This window comes from Catenulispora sp. MAP12-49 (assembly GCF_041262705.1).
Taxonomy (GTDB): domain Bacteria; phylum Actinomycetota; class Actinomycetes; order Streptomycetales; family Catenulisporaceae; genus Catenulispora.
Genome location: NZ_JBGCCP010000002.1, coordinates 186,100 through 207,719, shown reverse-complemented (window position 1 = coordinate 207,719; position 21,620 = coordinate 186,100). Strand labels below are relative to the sequence as shown.

Below are 21,620 nucleotides of genomic sequence, written 5' to 3'. Positions count from 1 at the left end.
TCTAGACATCAGGCCTCTTGCGGACTATACATACCCAACACTAGGCAACACACAGTCACATATTTCACCAGCTTTGCTCAGATCGGCACCTCGTGGGCGGGAATGTCGTATGAAGATCCGGAAATACAGTCGGTACAGTCCATGGCGGCTTCATCGCGCCGGCCGGACGATGGCGGCAGCGGGCGCTGCCATCGCCCTGATGATCGGCTCTGCCAGCGGAGCACACGCAAGCCCGGCGCAGAGCAGAAGCCTCACTCCGGCGTTATCGGCGGCGGCAACGTCGGCGACGCCGGCAGCCGCCACGGGAACCCCTCACACAGTCACGTACGACGGCTACTCCTTCCTCGTCGACGGCAAGCGCACGTACCTGTGGTCCGGCGAGTTCCACTACTTCCGCCTGCCGAGCCCCAGCCTGTGGCTGGACATCTTCCAGAAGATGAAGGCGGCCGGGTTCAACACCACCTCCCTGTATTTCGACTGGGGCTACCACTCTCCGGCGCCGGGGGTCTACGACTTCACCGGCGTGCGCAACATCGATGAGCTGCTGGACATGGCGCAGCAAGCGGGCCTGTATGTGATCGCCCGGCCGGCGCCGTACATCAACGCCGAGGTCGACGGCGGCGGTCTGCCGGCCTGGCTGGGCACGAAGAACGTGAAGAACCGCACCGACGACCCGGCGTTCCTGACCTACGCCGACCAGTGGCTCACCCAGATCGACGCGATCCTGGCCCGGCACCAGCTCACCAATGGCACCGGCACGGTGATCGCCTACCAGGTCGAGAACGAGTACTACAACGGTTCCGCCGACAGCCGTGCCTACATGCAGCATCTGGAGGACAAGGCCCGCGCCGACGGCATCACCGTGCCGCTGACCGGCAACAACAACGGGACGTTCACCAGCGAGACCGGCGCCCTGGACGTCGACGGCCCCGACTCCTACCCCCAGGGCTTCGACTGCTCGAACCCGACCGCGTGGAACGGCGTTCCCGACATCAGCTACGACCACCCGGCCGGCAAGCCGCTGTACACGCCGGAGTTCCAGGGCGGCGCCTTCGACCCCTGGGGCGGCCCGGGCTACGACAAGTGCGCACAGCTGATCAACGATCAGTTCGCTGACGTCTTCTACAAGAACAACATCGCCGTCGGCGCGACAGCGCAGAGCTTCTACATGACCTACGGCGGCACCAACTGGGGCTGGCTGGGCGAACCGGAGAACTACACCTCCTACGACTACGGAGCGGCGATCCGGGAGACCCGGCAGCTCGACCCGAAGTACTACGAGGACAAGCTGATCGGCGACGCGCTGGCCTCAATGCCGGATCTGACCAAGACCGATCCGATCCAGACCACCGCGCCGGACGACAACGCCATCGTGGACACCGCGCGGCGCAACCCCGACACCGGCTCCCAGTTCCACGTTCTGCGGCACTCGGACTCGACCTCGACGGCGGTCGACAACACGCACATCGCCATCGACTTCAACGCCCTGCCCGCCGGCAACTACACCTATGACGACGCCGATCCGGCGCTGCAGTACAGCGGCTCCTGGTCGCACGTCGCCAACCAGAGCTACACCGGCAGCGACTTCAAGAACACCGAGTCGTTCTCCAACACCGCCGGCGACTCGCTGACCGTCCCGTTCACCGGGACGGCGATCCGGTGGATCGGCTCGAAGACCAACAACCACGGCTACGCCGACGTCTACCTCGACGGCGTGAAGCAGGCCACTGTCGACTGCTCCGGCAGCCAGAGCCAGGCAGTGCTCTACAAGGCAACCGGTCTGACCGCGGGGCCGCACACGCTGAAGATCGTCGTCGACGGCACCCATGCCTCCGGCTCGACCGACAACTTCGTCTCCGTGGACGCCATCGACCTGCCGCCGGCCGGAAGTGGGGCCGGCCCCACTTATCCGACGGTCCCCCAGGAGCCGGGCACGGCGATCACCCTCAACGGGCGCGAATCGGACCTGCTGGTGGCCGACGCCAAGCTCGGCGACTCGCAGTTGCAGTACTCGACTTCGCAGCTGATGACCTCGCAAACCATCGGCGGCCGCGACATCGCGGTGCTCTACAACGACCAGGGCACCGACGGCGAGACGGTGCTGCATTACGCGAGCCGGCCGACGGTCCAGAGCACCGACGGCGCGGTCAAGGTGACCTGGGACGCCGCTAGCGGCGACCTGCGGCTGAACTACAAGCACAACGGCCTGACCCGGGTGAGCATCACCGGCGGCGGCTCGCGTCCGCTGCTGCTCCTGCTCGCCGACAAGGCGACCGCCGAGACCTTCTGGACGCAGAACACCGCCACGGGCCCGGTCCTCGTGCGCGGGACCCACCTGCTGCGGACGGCTGCCAGCACCGATGGCGGCAAGGTCCTGAACCTGACCGGCGACAACGGCACCGACCCCGGTATCGAGGTGTTCAGCTCGGCGACGTCGGTCACCTGGAACGGCCACGCCGTGCATGCCAAGGCCTCCCCCACCGGGAGCCTCGTCGGCACGGTATCGACCGCGGCCGCGATCACCCTGCCCGCGCTCACCGACTGGAAGTACCAGGCCGAATCGCCGGAGGCGCAGCCGGGCTTCGACGACTCCACCTGGGCGGTGGCCGACAAGACGAGCACCTACAGCTCGACCGGCATCGGCTCGCTGCCGGTCCTGTACGCCGACGACTACGGCTTCCACACCGGCAGCACCTGGTACCGCGGCAGGTTCCGCTACTCCCCCGATGCCACCGGCATCCATCTGGTCTCTGATTCAGGAGGCGGCGCGCAGGCGTTCTCGGTGTGGCTGAACGGGACGTTCCTCGGCAGCTCCACCGACGGCAGCGGCGACTTCACGTTCCCGGCCGGGTCGCTGAAGCAGAACGGGGACAACATCGTCTCGGTCCTGACCGTGAACATGGGCCACGAGGAGGACTACAACTCTTCCAACAACAACACCTCCGCCCGCGGCCTGACCAGCGCCTCGCTCCTGGGCGCCCCGCTGACCTCGGTGACCTGGCGGCTTCAGGGGGTCCGCGGCGGCGAGCAGGAGATCGACCCGGTGCGCGGTCCGCTGTCCACCGGCGGCCTGTACGGGGAGCGCGCCGGCTGGCAGCTGCCCGGCTTCGACGACGCGGCCTGGAAGCCGGTGAGCCTGCCGGCGCACGACGCCGCGCACACCACGCCGGGCGTCGCCTGGTACCGCACGAACGTGACCCTGAACCTGCCGAAGGGCCAGGACACCTCGCTGGGTCTGAACATCGCCGACGACCCGTCGAAGAAGTACCGCGCCGAGATCTACGTCAATGGCTGGATGGTCGGCAACTACGTCAACTACCTCGGCCCGCAGCACAGCTTCCCGATCCCCAACGGGATCCTGAAGACCGACGGGAACAACACCATCGCGATCGCGGTGTGGAACCTGGACGGCAGCACCGGCGGCCTCGGGACGGTCTCACTCGCCGACTACGGCAGCTACGCCTCCTCCCTGGCCGTGAACCCGGTCGACAGCCCGCGCTACACCAAGGCCACGTACGCGATGCCCGCGGTGCCCGGCGTGACCGTGAACCTCCAGACCCCCGACACCGCGCAGCCCGCGACGGCCTTCACCGCCACCGCGACCGTCTCGGTCCCGACCGGGCACGGACGCGCGACGGCACTCACCCCGTCGCTGAACCTGCCGGCGGGATGGACGGCCAGCGCCCCCAGCCCGGCCTCGATCAGCTCCCTGAAGGAGGGACAATCGGCGACGGTCACCTGGACCGTACAGCCGCCGTCCGGCAGCCAACCCGCGGCCGGCGCGCTCACCGCGACGGTCGGCTACACCCAGCGCGGCAAACCCGGCACAGCGAAGGACGAACGCATCGTCGGCTACTACGTGCCACCCAAGGCGGGCCAGGACTACGTCAGCGACCTGCCGTTCGTCTCCGCCACCAACGGCTGGGGCCCGGTGGAACGCGACATGAGCAACGGCGAGCAGGCCGCCGGCGACGGACACCCGATCACCATCGACGGCGTGACCTCCGCCAAGGGCCTCGGCACGAACTCGCCCAGCGACGTCAAGGTGTACCTCGGCGGCCACTGCACCACCTTCACCGCCTCCGTCGGCGTGGACGACGAGACCAAGGGCGGCGGCAGCGTCACCTTCAGCGTGGTCGCCGACGGCAAGACCCTGACCACGACGCCGGTCATCCGGGGGCACCAGGCAGCGACCAGCGTGACCGCGGACGTCACCGGGGCACAGGCGCTCGACCTGGTGGTCGGAGACGGCGGCGACGGGAACGGGAACGACCACGGGGACTGGGCGGGGGCGCAGATCTCCTGCACATAGATACAAGTCACCTGCTCCTGAATGAGGTGCCCCGCACAGATACCGCCGTGGCCTCCCGCATCTGCGGGAGGCCACGGCCTTCTAGGGCTCGTCCGGACGACCACGTGACTGGATCCTGGACTGGCGGACAGGCTCAGTCCAGGTACTGGAGCGGAGCCCGCCGCCAGGGCGCGCCCGGTGCATCCCGCTCGGCGGCCCAGCCGAGCGGCAGGTCCGTGAGCTCCCGCATGCTCGCGTTGTGCGAGATCGCCGCCCAGATGCACATCGCCGCACACGCACCGGCAGCATTCGGATCGTTCACGCCGTCGCCGACGAGCCAAGAGTTGTCCTGGGCGTGGCCGACGTACAGGGCCGGGAACTCCCCATTCGCCACCGTCCACTGAACGACCGCGCCGAGGTTCGCCGGAAACTCGCCCTGCTCGAAAGGCCACGGCAGCGACCGAAAGATTTCATGCACGCGGGCACGCTATAGCAACCGGTGATCGCCCGGACGAGCCCTAGTCCCACCAGAAACCCCACGCAGTCGCCCCGGCAAGCCGCGCGAGGGCTTTCAGGAGCAGCGGCCACAGACCGAGCGCTTCGGAGGCCGCACACAGCTGTGCCCAGACACCGGGTTCGGCGGGCCGGTCGCTCATCCACATGACCGGGCGACCACCTCCCCCCTCGGAGACCACCAACCGGCCTGGCGGCAGGTCAACCGGTACGACACGCTCGTCCGTCGCGCCGAGCAGCGTGGCGAGATCAGCAGGTAGATTCACTCGCCGCACTGTATGGCGCTCCGCTGACAGGCCGGTCGGCTGTCGCGGTTGGTTGCCGCTCCAGGGGCCTGTTATCCCTACTTACCGAAACGCCTCCACGTTCCGCACCGCCCACTCCCCGAACGACCGCGGCGCGCGCCCCAGCACCCGCTCGACATCCGGGCTGATCTGCAGCTCCTCCTCCTTCGGCGCGCTGATGATGTCCAGCGTGTCGTCGGCGAGCTCGCCCGGCATGCTCTGCGTCATATAGGCCTTGGCTTCGGCGCGGGTCAGCTCGTGGAAGCGCACCGGCGTGCCCAGCGCGGCGGCGATGGCCTCGGTCTGCTGGCGCGGCGTGATGACCTCCGGGCCGGTCAGCGTGTACACGCCGCCGGCGTGCCGGTCGTCCAGCAGACTCGCCGCCGCGACCTCGGCGATGTCCGCCGGGTCGATGATCGGCACGCCGGTGTCGCCGAACGGCGCCGCCACGAGCCGCTGCGTGCGGACCGACTCGGCCCACCACAGGGCGTTGGAGGCGAAGCCGCCCGGGCGCAGGATCGTCCAGTCCAGACCGGATTTCCGAACGACGTCCTCCAACTCCAGCATTTCGATCCGCGTGGCGCCGAACGGCCGGGTCGCAACACCCTGCGTCGACAGCAGGACCAGGCGCCGGACGCCGGCCTGCGCGGCCGTCGTGACGATGTCCGCCGGGTTGGCGCCGAGTGCGTGCAGGTCGCCGGACAGCAGCAGGAACAGCGCCTTGGCCCCGGTCAGGGCCGGCTTCAGGCTGGCGGGGTCGGCCAGGTCGGCAACGGTGTGGCGGACGCCCGCCGGCACCGGCGCGGCGTGCCGCGACACCGCGGTCACCTCCTGGCCCGCGTCGGCGAGCGCCTGGGTCAGCGGACGGCCAATGTTTCCGGTGGCACCGGTCACCACGATCATGGAACTGCTCCTTCGTGCTGGGGGTTTCCCTGTGACCGCAACGCTAGGAGCCGGGCTAACTTTTGGTAAGGACGTACCTGAAGGTAAGCTCCTGCCATGGCCGGAGGCGCACAGCTCACCCCACCCGATGTCAGGGCACGCTATGATGTGTTTCACACCGACTGCCCCGCGCGCGACGTGGTCGATCACGTCACCAGCCGCTGGGGCATCTGGGTCCTGATCTGCCTGCAGCGCGGCGACCTGCGCTTCTTCGAACTCCGCGAAAGCATCCAGGGCGTCAGCGAGAAAATGCTCTCCCAGTCCCTGCGCGCACTGGTCCAGGACGGCCTGGTCTGGCGGCGCGTCGAGCCGACGACGCCGCCCCAGGTCACCTACGGCCTCACCGAGTTCGGCAAGGAACTCGGCGAGCCGTTGGAAGAGCTCTTCGGCCGGATCACCCGGCGGCTCTCGGCGCCCGGCGAGGAGTAGCTAGCGGCTTTTCCTCGGCGCCGGCGCCGGCGCCGTGCTCTCCCGCACCGACAGGGTCGGCGGCAGCAGCGTCACCCCGGACTTGCCGGCGTCGGGACCCAGCAGCATCTCCACCGCCTGCCGGCCGAGTTCCTGCGCGGGAACCGGGATCGTCGTCAGGCGCGGCGAGGTCTGCACCGCCACCGGCTCGTCCGGGCCGATCGCCACTATCGACACCTCCTCCGGGACCGTGCGCCCCGAGGAGCGCAGCAGGCCCAGCAGCGGGCCGATCATCGCCTCGTTCTGGACCACCAGACCGGTGGTGTCCGGGCGGTCCTCGAAGATGCGCGCCAGGACGCCGGCGGCGCCTTCGAACGAGGCGTCGCAGGGCCGGTGGACCGTACGAAGGCCGCGCGTCGCGGAGCGCTCCTGGAACCCGGCCAGTGTGCGCTCGGCGAAGCCGGTGTGGCGACGGTAGACGGCCTCGCTCTGGCCGATGAAGGCGATCTCGCGGTGGCCCAGGTCCGCCAGGTGGTCGGCGGCGGTGGCGCCGGCGGCGGCGAAGTCCAGGTCCACGCAGGACAGGCCGGCGGGGTCGGCGGGCAGGCCGATCAGTGAGGCGCGGGTGCCCTGGCGGCGCAGGACCTCCACCCGCTCGTCCTCCAGCTCGACGTCCATCAGGATCACGCCGTCGGCCAGGCCGCTGCCGGCCACCCGGCGCACGCCGTCGGGGCCCTCGTCGTTGGTGATCAGCAGGACGTCGTGCCCGTACTGGCGGGCGGTGGTGGTGACCGCGATCGCGATCTGCATCATCACCGGCACGTACAGGTCGGTGCGCAGCGGCACGACCAGCGCCACGATGTGCGACTTGCTGCTGGCCAGCGCCCGCGCGCCGGCGTTGGGGTGGTAGCCCAGCGCGTCGATCGCGGCCTGCACCCGCAGCCGGGTCGAGTCCGAGATCGAGCGCTTGCCGCTCAGGACGTAGGACACCGTGCTCGGCGAGACCCCCGCGTGCTTCGCCACTTCGGCGAGTGTCGCCATTCTGGTTCCCTGGCCCTTCGGATCGGTCATGCCTGTCATTGTGGACTGTCTCACCGGCTGTCGCGGAGCAGGACGCCGAACCCGGGCAGTTCGCATCCGGCGGCGTCCGGACCCGGGTCGATCTTCACGGCCGCCGCGTTGTGGTTAAGCAGCACCAGCGTGCCGCCGCGGCGCACCGCCTCGACGCCCGGCGGCAGCCCGGCGAGCGCCGGTTCGACCCCGGCCGCGCGCGCCGCCGCGGCCAGGATCCGGTCCAGGCCGTCGTCGGTCGGCTGGACGGCGACGTACCAAGCGGTGCCGGAGCCGTGCTCGTTCCGGGTCACCGCGGCCCGGCCGTCGTCGGCCAGATCGGCGACGACCTGCGCGCCGCGCGGATGCACCAGCTCGGTCCAGTCCACGGCGTCGAACGCGCCAAGCTCCGCGGACCGGCAGGGCTCTGTCTCGCCCTCGTCCAACGGATGGAACTCCTCGACGAACACCCCCAGCGCCTCGCGCAACGCCGCGGCCTGATAGCCGCCGGGATGCAGGCGCGTGGTCTCATCGACGGTGCCGCTCAGGTGGCCGACGACCAGGCATCCGCCGTCGGCGGCATAGCGCGCCAGGTGTTCGGCGCCGGCGGTGGACAGCACGTGCAGCGCCGGGGCGAGCACGAGCGCGTAGCCGCTCAGGTCGTCGCCGATACGCACGAAGTCCGCGGTGATGTTCTGCCGCCACAGCGCGGCGTGCCACTGCTTGACGATCCGCTGGTAGTCGACCCGCTCCGACGGCTTGCCCCGCCAGCCCAGCGCCCAGCGGCTCGGCCAGTCCAGGACGATCGCGGCGCGCGCCGCCGTGGCGGTCCCGGCCAGGGCCCTGAGTCCGGTGTCCTCGGCCAGTTCGCGGCCGTGTTCGGTGACCTCGCGGAAGGTGCGGGTGTCGGGTCCGGCGTTGGGCAGCATGCCGGCGTGGAACCGTTCGGCGCCGGAGGCGGCTTGGCGCCACTGGAAGAACAGGGAGGCGTCGGCGCCGCGCGCGATGGCCTGCAGGGAGTGCAGCCGCATCTGGCCGGGCTTCTTGTGCTTGTTGACCTGCCGCCAGTTCACCTCGGAGGCGGACTGTTCCATGAGCACCCAGGGTTGGCCGCCGGACAGCGAGCGGGCCAGGTCGGCGGCGTAGGCATGGTCCGCGCCGGCTGCCGGACCGAGCGCGGGATCGGGGTAGCTGTCGACGGAGGCGAAGTCGAAGCGTCCGCGCAGGTCCCACGGGTCGATCGTGTGGTAGTCGGGGATCAGGTTGGTGGTGATCGGCAGGTCGGGGTTGTGCCGCCGCAGGATCGCGGCCTCGGCGTCGAAGCAGGCGACGAGGGCGTCGGACAGGAAGCGGCTGTAGTCCAGGACCTGCGCGGGGTTGAGCATGTAGGGGGCGGCGCGCGGCGGTTTGATCTCGGGCCAGCTGCCGTAGTGCTGGCTCCAGAACGCGGTGCCCCAGGCCTGGTTCAGGGCGGCCAGGCCGTCCTCGCCGTCGCCGTAGCGCTCGCGCAGCCAGCGGCGGAAGCCGAACTCGCAGTTGCGGCACCAGCACCAGGGGCCCGGCTCGTTGCCGACGTGCCACATCACGACGGCCGGGTGGTGGGAGTAGCGGGCGGCCAGGTCCTCGACGATCGCGTCGGCCCGCTCGCGGTAGACCGGCGAGGAGGGGCAGTACTGGTTGCGGGAGCCGTATCCGTGCACGACGCCGTCGGCCATCACCGGCAGGGTGTCGCGGTGCAGGTGGCCGAGCCAGGGCGGCGGGGAGGCGGTCGGGGTGGCGAGGATCGCGCTGACGCCGTTGGCGTGGACCAGGTCCAGGACGCGGTCCAGCCAGGCGAAGTCGCGCTCGCCGGGGCGGGGCTCGTAGCGGGCCCAGGAGAAGACGCCGACGGTCACGGTGTTCACGCCGGCCTGGCGCATCAGGGCCATGTCCTCGGCCCACACCTGCTCGGGCCACTGCTCGGGGTTGTAGTCGCCGCCGTACAGGAGCCGGCCGCGCGTAGCGTCGTTCAGGTGTGGCACCGAGGAGCCCCTCCGGGATCGAAGACCAATCGAAGCGCTTCGATGTCCGACAGTACGGCAGCCGAAGACAGGGGCACAAGGTTCACACCGAGATCACCCACTCCTTGACATCGGCACCCGCGACCGAAACCATCGAAGCGCTTCGACCGTTCCCGTCGCCCAGAAGGACGCATCCGTGACCCAGGCCCCCCGCTACCGCGATCCCGCCGCCCTCCTGGCCGAGCTGAGCATCGACGAGAAGATCGCGATGCTGCACCAGCATCAGCCGGCCGTCCCGCGCCTGGGCCTGGCGGCGTTCACGACCGGCTGCGAAGCGCTGCACGGCGTCGGCTGGATCGGGCGCGCCACGGTGTTCCCGCAGGCCGTCGGCCTGGGGGCGACCTGGGATCGGGAGCTGGTGCGGCGGGTCGGGCAGGCCGTGTCCCGCGAGGTGCGCGCGTTCCGCCAGGACACGGAGAACGCGATGCAGAAGAACGACGTCGCCGAGAAGTTCCCCATGGTCTCGCTGAACGTGTGGGCCCCGGTGGTGAACCTGCTGCGCGACCCGCGCTGGGGCCGCAACGAGGAGGGCTACAGCGAGGACCCGTACGCCACGGGCGAGATGGCGATCGCCTACTGCCGCGGCCTGCGCGGCGAGGACCCGCGGGTGTGGCGCACCGCTCCCCTGCTCAAGCACTTCCTGGCCTACAACGCCGAGACCGACCGCGACATCGCCAGCGCCACCGTCCCGGAGCGGGTGCTGCACGAGTACGAGCTGCCGGCCTTCCGCCGCCCGATCGAGGACGGCGCGGTCGCCGGCGTGATGCCCGGCTACAACCTGGTCAACGGGATCCCGAACCACGTCCATCCCCTGATCCGCTCCGCGCTGCGCGCGTGGGACCCGCAGCTGGCGGTGTGCTCGGACGCGCAGGCGCCGTCGAACCTGGTCGAGCGGGAACAGTTCTACCCGTCGCACGTCGAGTCGCACGCCGCCGCGCTGCTGGCCGGGATCGACAGCTTCACCGACAACTCCGCCGACAGCGCGCCGACGATCGAACGGTTCACCGAGGCCCTGGCGCAGGGGCTGATCACGGAGGCGGACATCGACGCGGCGGTCGGGCGGGTGCTGCTGATGCGGCAGCGGACCGGCGAGTTCGATCCGGAGACGGATCCGTACGCGGGCATCCGGGCCGACGTGATCGCGTGCACCGAGCACGCGGCGCTGGCCTTGGAGGCGGCGCGGGCTTCGGTGGTGCTGCTGCGGAACGAGGGCGGGGCGCCGCCGCTGGCAGGCCTGTCGTCCGCCGAGTCGGTCGCGGTCATCGGGCACCTGGGGTCGCGGGTGCTGACCGACTGGTACAGCGGGACGCTGCCTTATGGGGTGTCCATCGCTGAGGGACTCGGCACCACGGTCGCGGTCGACGGGTCGGACACAGTGATGCTGCGGTCGGCCGGCGGGGCCGAGTTCGGGCCGTTCAAGCATGTCGACTGGGGTACGAGCGTGCAGTGCCCGAACGCTGTGCACACGCTCCAACTCGTCTCCTCCGGTCTGTACTTGAGTGTGGGCGAGGATGCGGTCGTGACGGCGAGCGCCGCGACGCCGGACGGCTGGGTGGTGCGGGAGCTGTTCGAGTTCGAGGTTGTGGGTAGCGGCATCGCGCTTCGCTCGAACGCGACCGGCCGGTATGTGCGGGTCGGCGCGGATCGCAGCTTGGTCGCCGATCTGGAGGCGCCCTCGGAGGTGTTCGCCCTGGAGGTGGTCGCCTCAGGGCTCGACGAGGCGGTCCGGGCGGCGGCGAGCGCCGAGCGCGTGGTGCTGGTGGTCGGCAACGATCCGCACATCAACGGCCGCGAGACCGTCGACCGCGACGGCCTGGCACTGCCGCCGCACCAGCAGGCCCTGATGGAGGCGGTCCACGCCGCGAATCCGGCCACGACGCTGGTAATCGTCTCCAGCTACCCCTACGCGATCGACACCGCGATCCCCACGGTGCTGTGGACCTCGCACGCCGGGCAGGAGTTGGGGACGGCGGTCGCGGACGTACTGACCGGCCGCCACAACCCGTCCGGCCGGCTGCCGCAGACCTGGTACGCGAGCGCCGACGGGCTGCCGGAGGCGTACGACTACGACGTGATCGGGTCGGAGTGGACGTACCAGTACTCGCGGCGCGAGCACCTGTGGGAGTTCGGGCACGGGCTCTCGTACACGGCGTTCGAGTACTCGGGCCTGGAGGTCACGCGCACAGAGGAGGCGCTGACCGTCACGCTGGACGTCGCCAACGCCGGCGCCCGCGACGGCGCGGAGGTCGTGCAGCTGTACACGCGCTCACTCGACGGCGAGCGCCGTCCGCTGCGCAAGCTCGCGAGCTTCGCGAAGGTGCAGCTGGCGGCGGGCGGCCGGGAGCGAGTCGCGTTCGAGATGCCGATGTCGGAGCTGGCGTTCTGGGACGAGAAGCCGCAGGAGTTCGCCCTCGACGAAGGACGGTACGAGGTGCTGGTCGGATCCTCGTCGCGGGATGTCCGGGTGCGGGAGGAGCTCACGGTGTAGGCGCGGATTTCAACCACCGGTGCGAATGGCGAACACAATCGGCCTTGGGTTGGCGATCAAGTGCTCCTCGCCGCACGGCGTCAGGTCAACCGTGCAGATGCGCTGCCCGTCCAGCTCCGGCGCGATCAAGATCTGTGAAATGCCCTGCAGAATCGACGTGTAGCGCCGGCCGTTGCGCAGCTTGGTCGGCCGAGAGACCATCCACTCCCACAGGCCGTTGTTGCCGATCCCCATGCACTGCTCGTTGCCGTCCTCGTCGAGCCCCATGCCCATGTGCAGGGTGAACGGGGTACGGTGGGCCTCTTCGATCATCTCGGCGAATCCGCTGATGTCGCAGACGGTCACGCCCTCGGGCAGAAACGGGTGCACGAACAGCACTTGAGGCAGGCGGCGCCGGCGGAGATCCTCGAAAGAGGCCGTCACCGGCGGGCGTCGATATTCCATGCCATCCACACACCAGAGCGTATCAAGGCTCTGTGATTCATCGGAAGCGGACCGCCGGGAGGGTCGTACTCATGTGCGGGCAGGCAACCGCAGCCCTGCCTTTGCCGTCCGTACTGGTGTGACGAAGCCTTTCCGCGGCGCCTTCGCCGCCCTCGCCATCGCGGCTTGCTGCGTGTCCTGCGCCTCCTCCAAGGGCGGCGGCGGGTCCATCACGGTCTGCGGGAAGACCATCGCCCGCAGCGTCCCAGGGCCAGTGATGGAGGACGCCACAGCCCATGACATCACAGTCTCCGCGGAGACTGGTGAAGGGTGGATCATTCTGCGCGTCGCCTCCGGCTGCCACTCCGGCGCCGACGTCGCCATCGAGCCGAGCGATGCCGCCGACATCGTCACCGCCGTGCAGGGTTCGGACAAGCGCGACATCGCGGTGGTGCTCCAGCCCCACCGCGATGCGTTCACTGTGCGCGTGACGCGCTCACCGTCGTCGGTGTCCGTCGTGACCGTCAGGGGCCTGCCGGTTCAAACGGCCACGGAAACGGCCCCCGTCAGCCCTTGATCGCCCCCGTCAGCATCCCCTTGGCGAAGTGCTTCTGCACGAACGGCGTGAGCACGATGATCGGCACCAGTGACAGCGACACCACGCACATCTGCAGGCCCAGCTGTGAGGCGTTCTGCAGCCCGCCGATGCCAGTGGTGCCCATGCCGGGCATCTGGTTGCCGGAGTAGGTGTACTCGTAGATCACCATCGCCAGGGGCCACTTGCGGCTGTCGGGTTCGTACAGGAGCGCGTTGAAGAACGTGCCCCAGTAGGTGACCGCGTAGAACATCGTCATGACCGCCAGGACCGGGCGCGACGTCGGGATGACCACCGACCACAGCAGGCGCCACTCGTTGGCGCCGTCCAGGCGTGCGGCCTCGATCATCTCCGCGGCGGTGTTCTGGAAGAAGGAGCGGATGATGAGGATGTTGAAGACGCTCACCATCGAGGGCAGGATCATCGCCCACAGGCTGCCGTACAGCTTCAGGTCGCTGACCACCAGGAAGGTGGGGATCAGGCCGCCGTTGAAGAACATCGTGACGATCATCGTCATCAGCAGCGGCCGCTGGCCGAAGGACCTCGGGCGGGACAGGCCGTAGGCGCACAGGACGCTGACGAACATCGACAGCGCGGTGCCGATCAGTGTCACGAACAGGCTCACGTACAGCGCCTGCGACACCGTGCCGCCGCTGAAGATGAGCTGGTAGTTCTGCAGGCTCAGGCCGTGCGGGATCAGGACCAGGCCGCCGGCGCCGTTGATCGAGCCCTTGGTGGACAGGCTGGTCAGCACCACGGCCCAGACCGGGACGATGACCAGGGCGCACACCACGGTCAGGACCGTGCCCTTGCCGAACTGGCCGAACCAGGTCGGGGTCTCCTCCCAGACCTCGCGGCCCTTGGCGCGCTTGCGCGGCGCGGTGGTCACGGCGCGCGGGGGTTGGATCAGAGTGCTCATTTTCTGTACAGCCCGTCCTCACCGAATGCGTGCGCGAGTCTGTTGGCGCCCAGGATCAGGATCAGCGACAGCACCGCCTTGAACAGGCCGGCCGCGGCGCCGTAGCTGTAGTCGGCGCCCATGGTGGTGGCCGAGCCGAAGCCGCCGCCGATCCCGTAGATGTAGGAGTACGTGTCCAGCACGTCCGCCGCTCCCGCGCCGACCGCCTGGCGCTGGATCAGCATCTGCTCGAAGCCCACGCTCAGGGCGTTGCCCAGGCGCAGCACCAGCATCAGGACCACGATGCCGCGCAGGCCCGGCATCGTGATGTGCCGCATGCGGCGCCAGCGGCCGGCGCCGTCGACGGCCGCCGCCTCGTACAACGACTGGTCGATCGCGGCCAGGGCGGCCAGGAAGACGATCAGGCCCCAGCCCGCCTCCTTCCACACCGCCTGGGCCGTGACGAGGTACTTGAACGTGTTCGGGTCCGTCATCACGTTCCACGAGGAGATCCCGTGCTTGTTCAGGAACACGTTCAGCACGCCCGCGCCGCCGAGGAACTCCTGGAAGATGGTGATCACCAGGACGTAGGAGAAGAAGTGCGGCAGGTAGACCACGGCCTGGATGAAGCCGCGGATCCTCGGGCTCAGGACGGTGTTGACCATCAGGGCCAGCGCGATCGGGATCGGGAAGTACAGGATCAGCTGGACGAAGCTGATCACCAGCGTGTTCTCGAACGCGTGCCAGAAATCGGGGTTGGCGACCAGTTGGCGGAACTCGTCCAGGCCGACGAAGTCGGAGTGGATCAGGCCCTGATAGATGTCGTAGTGCTCGAAGGCCACGATGATGCCGGCCATCGGCAGGTAGTTGAACAGCACGAGCATCAGCAGGGCGGGGACCGTCATCAGCAGCAGGGACTTGTCCCTGCGCAGCCGGATCCGCCAGGACAGCCGCGTCCGGGAACGAGAAGGCGAACGGGAACCGGGGCGGAAGCGGGAGCCGGGGCGGGAACGGGGCGGCGCTGTCGACGCGCTCATCGTCAGTTCCCTGTGCCGTACTGCTTGGCGATGCCCTCGTAGAAGTCGCGCAGCTGGTTGCCGCCGGCGTTCTGCCACGTGGTCAGCGCCGACTGGTAGTCCGCCACGCCCTTGCGGCCCATGCGCACGTCGGTGATGACCGCCTCCAGGGCCGTGCTGGCCTTGGCGGTCTGGGCCGGCTCGCTGATGTTCATCGCGTAGAACGTCGGCTTGAACGCGTGCTGCACCATGTCGGCCTGCCAGGCCGCGTAGTCCTTGGTGATCTGGTTGTAGCCGGCGTTGAAGGTGATCGACTGGCAGTTCGCCAGCTGGTCCAGGGTGTCGGTGACGTCCTTGTTGCCCTGGTCGGTGAGGATCGGGGCGCCGTCGGTCATGGTGTAGTCGACGCCTTCCTTGCCGTAGCGGGAGATCAGGTACTCCGCGCTGCCGAAAGGTGCGGCGAGGTAGTTCGCAATCCGCAGCAGCTCTTTGACCTGAGCGCCGGTCAGCTTCTTGTTCACGTAGGAGAACATGCCCGAGCCCGGGTAGAGCGCTATCGACGGCTTGCCGCCGTCGAAGGCGAACAGCTTGAACGCCTGGCGCTCGTAGCTCGCGTTGGCCGCGGCCCCGCTTTGCGCGTCGCCCTTGTTCCAGGCGCCCGAACCGTCCGCGGTGATCACGGTCTTACCGGCCCAGAAGCGGTTCTTGGCCTTGGAGGAGTCCCCGGCCAGCGCGTCGGGGTGGACCAGGCCGCTCTTGGCCAGGTCGTTGGCGAAGTTCAACATCTCCAGGAACTCCGGCACCTCATAGCCGTTGACGAGCTTGCCCGTGCTGTCACGCGTCCAGCCGGTGTTGCCGTTGTTCTGCGGGATGTTGAAGACCTGGTAGAGGTACTTGGTCAGGTCGTCGAAGGCGTACTGGCCCTTCGAAGGGTTGTTGACCTGCTTGCCGACCCCCTTGAGCGTATCGGCCGAGGTGACGGTCGAGGGGTCGATGCCGGCGGCCTTGAGGATGTCCGCGCGGTAGAACACCGCGCCGGGGATGACGGCCGCCGAGGTCCACAGCGGGATGCCGTACAGCTTGCCGTTCCACACCCCGGCCTGCCAGCCGCCGGTGGGGATGGCCGCCAGGTTCGGGTAGTCCAGCACCTTGTCGCCGCCGAGGTAGGGCGTCAGGTCCGTGAAGTACTTGTCGACGCCCTCGGCGAAGTTCTGGATCGCCGAGACGTTCCAGCCGGGCACGTCCAGCCAGTCCGGGATGTTCCCGGAGGCGAAGCGGGTGGCCAGCATGGTGGCGTAGTTGGTGCCGTCCGAAGGGCTGTCGGTCAGCGTAGCGCCGAGGGCCTGGTTCACAGCCGTGTAGTAGCTGTTGCCCGGCGCCGGGACCGAGCCCCAGATCGGTGAGACCGCCGAGTACGAGCCGCCGCTGCCGACCGCGCCGGTCACCGACCTGGGCGGGCTGGCCGGGTAGGACAGGAACGCCGGGTCGCTGGCCGCGCCGTTCGCCCCGGCCACCGGGGGGATGTCGGGCGTGACCGCACTGCTGGCCTTGAACGTCGGCAGCACCGCCTGCACCGCGCTCTTGGCCGCCACGCCGCTTTCCTTGGCCGCGGCATTGCCGGAGCCGCAGGCGGACAGCAGCGGAGCCGCGGCTATCGCCCCGCCGAAAGCCGCGGAGGTCTTGAACATCTGACGGCGCGAGACGCCATTGGAACCTGCCATGGGACCCTCCATCGAAACGGATATGACGGTGTTTCCTGTTGTGAGCGGTTTTAGTTGTGAGCGGTAACATCCAGCGTCAGCACCACGGTCTCACCTTCGGCCCGCGCGATGACGCCCAGTGGATCAGCTGTTATCGAACCGCCTTCGACGGCCGCGCCGGCCACCCCCGAGAGCTGAACCATCCAGCCCTTCACGGCGCTCGAGCAGGTGACCCGGATTTCGCGGCCGGACCGGCTCGTGGTGAACGTGGCGAGCACCGCGCCGTCGGCGGCCGGGATCACCGTGGTGACCTCTGCGCCGTCGTCGAGCTCGGAGATCCGCAGGGTGACGCCGGCCGCGTAGTCGTACTCCGGCCCGTCCTCGACCGCGCCGATCGGGATCACCGAGCCCGGCCGGGCCAGCAGCGGGACGCTGTCGAAGCCGTGGTGCTCGGCCACCCAGCGCGGGCCGGCCACCTTCTCGCCGGTCACCAGGTGCGTCCACGTGCCCTCCGGCACGTAGTACCGCACGGCGTCCTCGGCGGAGAACACCGGCGCGACCAGCAGGTCGTCGCCGAGCATGTACTGCCGCTCCAGGTGCGTGCACGCCGGGTCCTCGGGGAACTCCAGCACCATCGCCCGCATCACCGGAGCGCCGGCCCCGACCGCCTGCTCGGCCGTCTTGAGCAGGTAGGGCATCAGCCGCGCCTTCAGCTTGGTGAAGTGCCGCAGCACGTCCACCGCCTCCTCGTCGAACAGCCAGGGCACGCGGTAGGACTCGTGGCCGTGCAGCCGGCTGTGCGAGGACAGCAGCCCGAAGGCGATCCAGCGCTTGAACACCGCCGGATCCGGCGTCCCCTCGAAGCCGCCGATGTCGTGGCTCCAGTACCCGAAGCCGGACAGACCCAGCGACAGCCCGCCGCGCAGGCTCTCGGCCATCGCCTCGAAGGTGGACTCGCAGTCCCCGCCCCAGTGCACCGGGAACTGCTGCGAGCCGGCGGTGGCCGAGCGGGCGAACACCAGCGCCTCGCCCTCGCCGCGCCGCTTGCGCAGCAAGTCGAAGACGGTCTGGTTGTAGTAGTACGCGTAGAGGTTGTGCACGCGCTCGGGATCGGCGCCGTCGGCGTAGACCACGTCGGTCGGGATGCGCTCGCCGAAGTCGGACTTGAAGCAGTCCACTCCCATCTCCACCAGCGCGTCCAGCTTGCCCGCGTACCACTCCCGGGCCTCGGGGTTGGTGAAGTCCACGACCGCCAGGCCCGGCTGCCACAGGTCCCACTGCCAGACGTCGCCGTTGGCCCGCCGCAGCAGGTACCCGGCGGCCTTGGCCTCGGCGAACAGCGGCGAGCGCTGCGCGATGTAAGGGTTGATCCACACGCAGATGCGCAGGCCGCGGGCCTTCAGGCGCTCCAGCATGCCGCGCGGGTCGGGGAAGGTGCGCGGATCCCACTCGAAGTCGCACCAGTTGAACTCGCGCATCCAGAACGAGTCGAAGTGGAACACCGACAGCGGCAGGTCGCGGCGCACCATCTCGTCGATGAACCCGCCGACGGTCGCCTCGTCGTAATCCGTGGTGAACGACGTCGACAGCCACAGCCCGTAGGACCACGCCGGCACCCGCGGCGGCCGGCCGGTCAGCGCGGTGTACTTGGCCAGGATCTCCCGGGGCGTGGGGCCGTAGATGAGGAAGTACTCCAGCTCCTGGCCCTCGACGCTGAACTGGGCCCGGGCCACCGCCTCGGAGGCCACCTCGAAGGAGACGCGGCCGGGGTGGTTGACGAACACGCCGTAGCCGGCGTTGGTCAGGAAGAACGGGACGTTCTTGTACGCCTGCTCGCTGGCCGTGCCGCCGTCGGCGTTCCAGCTGTCGACGGACTGGCCGTTCTTCACCAGCGGGCCGAAGCGCTCGCCGAGCCCGTAGACGAAGGCGTCCACTGCCAGGTCCAGTTGTTCGCGGACGAAGTGGCCGCCCTCGGCGGTGTCGATCGCGGCCATCGCCTTGGTCCCGCTGCCGGTCAGCCGCCGGCCGCCGGCCAGGAAGTCCAGGCTCCAGCGCGGCCCCTTGGCGATCCGGGCGCTGAGCGCGCCGGAGGTGAAGGTCAGCGCCTCGTCGTCCTCGGTGATCACCGGCGGCTCGGGTTCGCCCTCCACCAGCGGGAAGTCCGGCTTGCGGTCCTGCCCGGCGAAGTGCGTCACGCCGACCCGGATGACGTCCGGCAGCGGGGCGGTGAACGACACCGTGAGCGCCGGGCCCCGCAGCAGGTCGTCGCGATCGTGGAAGCGGTAGCAGGGGGCGTGGACGACCAACGAGTCCGGACCGGTCCGCCCGTCCAGCACCTGGGCGGGATAGACCGCCTGGACGCCGGGCCGCATCAGCCAGTAGCCATCGGTGAACTTCACAGAACTCCCTCTCGGGTCTTCAGGTGCGTGCGATCGAAGCGCTTCGATCTAGAGCGCCGACGCAGCGATCGACTCCTCGTTGAACCTTGTCGAGGTTGTCGAAGCGCTTCAATGGTTCGTCATCGTAGAGGCGCGCCGATGCGCGAAACAACACCTGGCGGAAACTTTCTGGATACGCTCCCGTCCCGTGAGCGAGCTGATACTGATCAGGCACGGCGAGACCGCGTGGAGCCGGACCGGCCAACACGCCGGCCGCACCGATCTGCCGATGACCGAAGCCGGGCAGGACGCGGCGCGTGCGCTGGCACCCCGGCTGGCCGGACGGCGGTTCGCCGCCGTCTACAGCAGCCCTCTGCGGCGCGCCGTGCAGACTGCCGAGTTGGCCGGGCTCAGCGGCGCCGAACCCGACGCCGACCTGATCGAGTGGGACTACGGCCGCTTCGAAGGGCTGACCGCCGAGCAGATCCTGGAACTCAAGCCCGGCTGGGAGCTGTGGCGGGACGGCGTCGACGGCGGCGAGGACCTCAAGCAGGTGGCCGAGCGGGTCGACGCCTTCCTGGGCCGGGTCCGCCCGCTGCTGGACGGCGGCGACGTGGCCGTCGTCGCACACGGCCACCTGTCCCGCATCCTGGCCGCACGCTGGCTCGGGCTCGACGCCCAGGCCGCGCGGCAGTTCGGACACCCGCATCCCGGGACCGTCAACACGCTGGGCTATGAGCACGGCCTGCCGGTCGTGCTCGGATGGAACGTGCCTTAGCGGCGGCCGGCAGACCGTGAGATCGGCCAGACCGTGAGATCGGCCAGAACGCGGCGATCGGCTAGAACGCGGAGACCGGCCAGAAACCGGCGATCGGCTAGAACGCGGCGATCGACCCCGGCGCACGCTCGGCCCGCGTCAGCGCCCGGATCACCGACACCGGCCCGTGCCGGCGCGCCGCGACGGCGGCCAGCAGACCGATCACGGCGTCGGTGGCCGCGGCGGGCACCTCGGGCGTGGGCACCTCGACGCTGACCGCGAGGTCGTCGAGGTGCACGACGAGCTCCATCATCCGGTTGAGCAGCAGATCGTCCAGCAGCAGCGCCGGCGGCCCCCACGGGAACTGCACGACGCGACGCGCCGGCTGCTCGGGGAGCTCGCGGCGCAGGCGCTCCAGCACGTCAGCAGTCTGCTCCGCCAGCGTGCGCGCGCCGACCTGCGCGTACTGCACGCCGCCGGCCCGGATCCCGCGGTGGACCTCGCCGTCCTGCTCGGCGTCGAGCCACCGGGCCTGCGACAGGTGCTCCAGCGCGGTGATCGGCTCGGTGTCGGGAACCGGCCCGTCCAGGGCCTTGGCCACCACATTGACCTGCCCGGCCAGATGCCCCGCCAGTCCGCTGACGGTGTAGCCGGCCAGGGCGCTGGGCTTGTCCCAGCAGTCCGCCACCGCCGGGTGCGCCAGCAGTTCCGCCGCCACGCCGGCCACCGCGAGGTAACTCTCTCGGATCATGAGCCGGAACTCCCCCGATCACAGCGGCACGGCCGCCGACGGTGACAGCGAACAAGTTCGACAGTATCTTGCTCCCTCATGGCATTCGTCGACATGACCTTGAACGAGCTCCGCGACTACCTCCCCGCGCGCGCCGAACCCGCTGATTTCGACACCTTCTGGGCCGCGACCCTCGCCGAGGCGCGCGCCTTCCCCCTCGACGCGCGCTTCGAGCCCGTCGCGAGCCGGCTGAGCACGGTCGAGGTCGAGGACGTCACCTTCGCCGGCTTCGGCGGGCAGCAGGTCAAGGGCTGGCTGCTGCGCCCCGCGCACGCCACCGGGCCGCTGCCGACGGTCGTGGAGTACGTCGGCTACGGCGGCGGCCGCGGCCTGCCCCACGAGCGCCTGGTGTGGGCCAGCGCCGGCTACGCGCACCTGACCATGGACACCCGCGGCCAGGGCAGTGCCTGGCAGGTCGGCGACACCCCGGACGAGGGCCCGGCGGGCAACTCGCACCCGGGCTTCACCACGCGCGGGGTGCTGGACCGCGACACGTACTACTACCGGCGCCTGTACACCGACGCGGTGCGCGCGCTGGAGGCCGCGCGGACGCATCCGTCGGTGGACCCGGCGCGCGTGCTGGTGGCCGGGGGCAGCCAGGGCGGGGGTATCGCGCTGGCCGTGGCCGGTCTGGCGGGCCTGGCCGACCTGTCCGGCGACCTGGCCGGCGTGGTGACCGACGTGCCGTTCATGCAGCACATCCGGCACGCCACCGAGATCACCGACGGCTACCCGTACAAGGAGATCGCGGAGTTCTGCAAGGTCCACCGCGACAAGGTGGAGCGCGTCTTCGAGACCATCTCCTACGCCGACGGCCTGAACTTCGCGGCGCGCGCCACCGCCCCCGCGCTGTATTCGGTGGCGCTGATGGACGACATCTGCCCGCCCTCGACCGTCTTCGCCTCCTTCAACCACTACGCGGGGCCGAAGGAGATCGAGGTCTACCCGTACAACGGTCATGAGGGCGGCGGGGCGCATCAGGTGGCGCGCGCCTTGGAGTTCGCGGCGTCGGTTCAGTCGAAGTAGT

General features: G+C 69.6%; 16 protein-coding genes. 6 read left to right on the top strand and 10 right to left on the bottom strand.

Annotated features, from left to right (window positions below):
• Positions 1–199: 199 nt before the first annotated feature.
• Complete coding sequence (locus ABIA35_RS05010; protein WP_370356974.1) at positions 200–4,312, top strand: beta-galactosidase; 4,113 nt, start codon at positions 200–202, stop codon at positions 4,310–4,312.
• A gap of 133 nt (positions 4,313–4,445) precedes the next feature.
• Here ABIA35_RS05010 and ABIA35_RS05005 read toward each other — a convergent pair whose 3' ends face one another.
• Positions 4,446–4,769, bottom strand: a complete 324-nt coding sequence (locus ABIA35_RS05005; RefSeq protein WP_370356973.1) for a hypothetical protein — start codon at positions 4,767–4,769, stop codon at positions 4,446–4,448.
• 382 nt (positions 4,770–5,151) lie between these two features.
• Positions 5,152–5,991 (bottom strand): SDR family oxidoreductase, encoded by an 840-nt coding sequence (locus ABIA35_RS05000; protein ID WP_370356971.1) that lies wholly within the window; start codon positions 5,989–5,991, stop codon positions 5,152–5,154.
• Positions 5,992–6,087: 96 nt separating this feature from the next.
• On the opposite strand from ABIA35_RS05000, the gene ABIA35_RS04995 reads away from it, so the two are divergent.
• Positions 6,088–6,459: a winged helix-turn-helix transcriptional regulator gene (locus ABIA35_RS04995; RefSeq protein ID WP_370356969.1), complete on the top strand. Its 372-nt coding sequence runs from the start codon at positions 6,088–6,090 to the stop codon at positions 6,457–6,459.
• Here the strand turns inward: ABIA35_RS04995 and ABIA35_RS04990 are convergent, their stop codons facing one another.
• Both ABIA35_RS04990 and ABIA35_RS04985 read right to left on the bottom strand, forming a co-directional pair.
• Positions 6,460–7,479, bottom strand: a complete 1,020-nt coding sequence (locus ABIA35_RS04990) for a LacI family DNA-binding transcriptional regulator (protein WP_370357392.1) — start codon at positions 7,477–7,479, stop codon at positions 6,460–6,462.
• Positions 7,480–7,529: 50 nt separating this feature from the next.
• Positions 7,530–9,509 carry a beta-galactosidase gene (locus tag ABIA35_RS04985; RefSeq protein ID WP_370356967.1) on the bottom strand — a complete coding sequence of 660 codons (1,980 nt, stop codon included), beginning with the start codon at positions 9,507–9,509 and terminating at the stop codon, positions 7,530–7,532.
• 175 nt (positions 9,510–9,684) lie between these two features.
• Between ABIA35_RS04985 and ABIA35_RS04980 the strand changes: the two genes are divergently transcribed.
• On the top strand, positions 9,685–12,036 hold the full coding sequence (locus ABIA35_RS04980) for a glycoside hydrolase family 3 C-terminal domain-containing protein (protein WP_370356965.1): 2,352 nt from the start codon (positions 9,685–9,687) through the stop codon (positions 12,034–12,036).
• Between the two features lie 9 nt (positions 12,037–12,045).
• On the opposite strand, the gene ABIA35_RS04975 is transcribed toward ABIA35_RS04980, so the two are convergent.
• Positions 12,046–12,489, bottom strand: a complete 444-nt coding sequence (locus tag ABIA35_RS04975; protein ID WP_370356963.1) for a hypothetical protein — start codon at positions 12,487–12,489, stop codon at positions 12,046–12,048.
• Positions 12,490–12,553: 64 nt separating this feature from the next.
• On the opposite strand from ABIA35_RS04975, the gene ABIA35_RS04970 reads away from it, so the two are divergent.
• On the top strand, positions 12,554–13,036 hold the full coding sequence (locus ABIA35_RS04970) for a hypothetical protein (protein WP_370356961.1): 483 nt from the start codon (positions 12,554–12,556) through the stop codon (positions 13,034–13,036).
• Here ABIA35_RS04970 and ABIA35_RS04965 read toward each other — a convergent pair.
• Genes ABIA35_RS04965 through yicI form a run of 4 tightly spaced genes read right to left on the bottom strand, consistent with a single transcriptional unit; the run spans position 13,026 to position 19,067 of the window.
• Positions 13,026–13,973, bottom strand: a complete 948-nt coding sequence (locus tag ABIA35_RS04965) for a carbohydrate ABC transporter permease (RefSeq protein ID WP_370356959.1) — start codon at positions 13,971–13,973, stop codon at positions 13,026–13,028. The genes ABIA35_RS04970 and ABIA35_RS04965 overlap by 11 nt on opposite strands.
• Positions 13,970–14,989 (bottom strand): ABC transporter permease, encoded by a 1,020-nt coding sequence (locus ABIA35_RS04960; RefSeq protein WP_370356957.1) that lies wholly within the window; start codon positions 14,987–14,989, stop codon positions 13,970–13,972. Before ABIA35_RS04960 ends, ABIA35_RS04965 begins: the two co-directional genes overlap by 4 nt.
• 2 nt (positions 14,990–14,991) lie before the next feature.
• On the bottom strand, positions 14,992–16,689 hold the full coding sequence (locus ABIA35_RS04955; protein ID WP_370356955.1) for a hypothetical protein: 1,698 nt from the start codon (positions 16,687–16,689) through the stop codon (positions 14,992–14,994).
• Between the two features lie 50 nt (positions 16,690–16,739).
• On the bottom strand, positions 16,740–19,067 hold the full coding sequence (gene yicI / locus ABIA35_RS04950) for an alpha-xylosidase (RefSeq protein WP_370356953.1): 2,328 nt from the start codon (positions 19,065–19,067) through the stop codon (positions 16,740–16,742).
• Between the two features lie 187 nt (positions 19,068–19,254).
• Here yicI and ABIA35_RS04945 point away from each other — a divergent pair, with 187 nt between their 5' ends.
• Entirely contained in the window at positions 19,255–19,824 is a 570-nt protein-coding gene (locus tag ABIA35_RS04945) for a histidine phosphatase family protein (protein ID WP_370356951.1), read from the top strand.
• A gap of 97 nt (positions 19,825–19,921) precedes the next feature.
• Here the strand turns inward: ABIA35_RS04945 and ABIA35_RS04940 are convergent, their stop codons facing one another.
• Entirely contained in the window at positions 19,922–20,554 is a 633-nt protein-coding gene (locus ABIA35_RS04940) for a maleylpyruvate isomerase N-terminal domain-containing protein (RefSeq protein WP_370356949.1), read from the bottom strand.
• Between the two features lie 78 nt (positions 20,555–20,632).
• On the opposite strand from ABIA35_RS04940, the gene ABIA35_RS04935 reads away from it, so the two are divergent.
• The gene (locus tag ABIA35_RS04935) at positions 20,633–21,619 is read left to right on the top strand and encodes an acetylxylan esterase (protein WP_370356948.1); all 987 of its coding nucleotides are present in this window, start codon (positions 20,633–20,635) and stop codon (positions 21,617–21,619) included.
• The last annotated feature ends 1 nt before the right edge of the window (position 21,620 follow it).